Source organism: Plantactinospora solaniradicis, from assembly GCF_042658085.1.
In the GTDB taxonomy this organism is placed as follows: Bacteria; Actinomycetota; Actinomycetes; order Mycobacteriales; family Micromonosporaceae; genus Plantactinospora; species Plantactinospora solaniradicis.
Genome location: NZ_JBHSPR010000138.1, coordinates 1 through 2,447 on the forward strand (window position 1 = coordinate 1; position 2,447 = coordinate 2,447).

A 2,447-nucleotide genomic window follows, 5' to 3' on the forward strand; every position below is an offset into this window, starting at 1 on the left:
TCAGTCCGAGGTCCGGATCTGCTCCAGGTAGGTCAGAGGTTCCCGGAGGTACTCCATGAGCTCCCGCAGCGCGTCCTTCTCCGCCGTGGTGATCACGACGTCCTCCTCCGACAGGGCGCCGACGAGCTCCGTGATCGCCAGGTCCCAGGCCCCGGCGCCTCCGGCGGTCAGGACGAACGGTCGGTGATTCGGGCTGATCTTGGGTGCGAGCTGGTCGGTGATCCGGCGGCTGCGCCGGTAGTAATCGTTGACTTCCATGGGTCTCCCGTGGGTTCGGTGGTTAGGCCGGCGGGTTGGTGGTGACGCCCTCGCCGCTGAGCGGGAAGCCGCCGGAGATGCTGCCGTCCTTGCCCAGGGTAACGACGCATCGTAGCCAAGATCAGCCACTACGCCCCCGACAAGCCATCACCAAGCCTTGAAACGGATCTCCTGCTGGAGTACTAGGATCAAGGCGCACTCCCGCACAGACTCGTGTGCCACGGTCAGGGTGCCGAGTTCGTCGATCCGTAAGCCGGCGGGGCTGACGCCGTCGAGGTTGAGGCTTCCGGCTGCCTGGCCAGTCCAACCCCCAGCACTGGCCTGCCACCGAGCCGCTTGGGTCGGCGGAGGCCCTGTGCAGTCACGCGTCGTTGGGACGGGCACACTGCCGGCATGACTTACGACCTTGCTGTCTGGGAGGGCGACCAGCCGGCCGACGATGTCGCGGGCGCTGCTGCGTTCGTACAGCTCTACGGGAAGTACATCGGAGCGGATGGGAATGTTTCGCCGACGCCGCGTATTGCCGCCTACGTCGAGGCCCTGCTCGATCGCTGGGTCGACATGACCGAGGACGACGACGCGAGCCCCTGGTCCGACGGACCGCTGATCAACAATGCCTCCGGCCCGATCATCTACTTCGCCATGCGGTACAGCATGGCGGAGGAAGTGTCGGCCGAGGCCGCGCGCATGGCGGTCGAGCGTGGTCTTGTTTGCTTCGATGTGCAGTGGGACCGCCTTCGGCCGGCGCCTGAGGAGCAGCAGGCCGGGCCATCCACGAGGCCATAAGCCGGTGTAACTCCAGGCCGAACCAGGCCCCACCCGGGCCCCAAGATCAGGCCGCCGCCAGGCCGTCCCAGGCCGTGGCCAGGCCGTCAGACGGCACCGAACGACGACCAACGTCGACCGACAGCGACCAAAGAAACAGCAGTTCCCAGCGTTGATCAAGGCTGCGACCTGGAGGACGACGGACGAGTCGACCTGTACACCGGATTCAATTATTAGTGTCTCGTTATATGTCGCCTAGGTCCATACAGTCCGCTGACGTGGTGATCCAGTGAAACTGACTGCCGGCAAATATCCGGCGCTGTCCCCTGATGCGCGACGAAGGATCTTCCGTTGTGACCACACAGGTGACCAGCGGCCGTGTAGAGGCCACTCCGTACCTCGTAACCCGAGAAGTGATCGAGGGCGTATCGAGGATGAGCCCCAACTCCACGCCGTGGCGGCGACCCAAAGGCGCGGAGAGCAGACCCGCCGGCCGCCGCTGTGTGGATGACGTGGGGATCACCCCGCGTCCGCGGGGAGCAGGACGTGATGACCATCCTGACTGGACTGGTCATGGGATCACCCCCGCATGCGCGGGGAGCAGGGGCAGGGCGGCGCCGGCCAGTAGGCCGGCGCCGGGATCACCCCCGCATGCGCGGGGAGCAGACTTTCTGACCTGCCGCTCTAAAGATCAAACATGCCGATTTTCTTCACTCTGATTCGCAAGATCGTTCCCCTACAATGGCGCGCCGAGGACTAAGTAGACGGTCGACCCGAGGGCGGAATACAGCCTACAGGCTCGCCAACAGTGGTGAGATCGCCGAGCCCTGCGGGCTGCCGCGATCTCGGACGACCCGCGTGCCGTCATCCTTGCGCAGCGGCACCGTCAGCCACCGCGGCGCATGAAGCAGGATCCAGCGCTGGTCGGGCTCAAGGTCCCGCGCTAGCAGTTCCGGCACCGCCCGCGCGGGGGCGAGGAGCAGGGGCAACTACCGCCCGACACGGACCCCGATGTGCTCATGGATCTGGTGTACGGGCCGATCTTCCACCGCCTCATGGGCCACCTCCCGGCACCCGACGTGGCCTAACTACACAAGCTGCTCGACATCGTTTTTCCAATGACCGATCGACCTCATGTTCCGGCGTAGCGATCGGCGCCTGTTCGCGCCGGCCGGGCCCTACAGTTCGGTCGCGGTGTCGAGGGCCGCAACGTCTGGTCCGGTCGAGCCGCCATACGTGGCGATCTTGTACTCGGTCGCCGCCAGGGAGAGGGTCAGCTCACGAATCCGGCGACGGACGATGTCGCGATGTTCAAGCAGCATGTCGAGCCGCTCGGGCACCGTGTCCTGCCCGGCGTCCACGAGCGAAATGTAGTGCTGTAGGTCGCGCATCGGCATCCCGGACAGCCGCATCCTGGTGAGGAA

At 65.6% G+C, this 2,447-nt stretch carries 3 protein-coding genes and 1 pseudogene; 2 read left to right on the forward strand and 2 right to left on the reverse strand.

Annotated features, from left to right (window positions below):
- A complete protein-coding gene (locus tag ACFP2T_RS47890; protein WP_377434772.1) occupies window positions 1-258 on the reverse strand; it encodes a hypothetical protein in 258 nt (85 codons plus the stop codon).
- A 393-nt stretch (window positions 259-651) separates the two neighbouring features.
- Between ACFP2T_RS47890 and ACFP2T_RS47895 the strand changes: the two genes are divergently transcribed.
- Together ACFP2T_RS47895 and ACFP2T_RS47900 are read left to right on the forward strand one after the other, a co-directional pair.
- Window positions 652-1,044, forward strand: a complete 393-nt coding sequence (locus ACFP2T_RS47895; RefSeq protein WP_377434774.1) for a hypothetical protein — start codon at window positions 652-654, stop codon at window positions 1,042-1,044.
- A 941-nt stretch (window positions 1,045-1,985) separates the two neighbouring features.
- Window positions 1,986-2,111: pseudogene (locus ACFP2T_RS47900) on the forward strand (TetR-like C-terminal domain-containing protein); the annotation flags it as partial.
- 90 nt (window positions 2,112-2,201) lie between these two features.
- Here the strand turns inward: ACFP2T_RS47900 and ACFP2T_RS47905 are convergent.
- The coding region (locus ACFP2T_RS47905) for a MerR family DNA-binding protein (RefSeq protein ID WP_377434776.1) at window positions 2,202-2,447 on the reverse strand (246 nt) is incomplete at its 5' end.

Coding starts and splice junctions, on each gene's coding strand:
- ACFP2T_RS47895 (WP_377434774.1), top strand. CDS start 652: ATGACTTACGACCTTGCTGTCTGGGAGGGCGACCAGCCGGCCGACGAT.
- ACFP2T_RS47890 (WP_377434772.1), bottom strand. CDS start 258: ATGGAAGTCAACGATTACTACCGGCGCAGCCGCCGGATCACCGACCAG.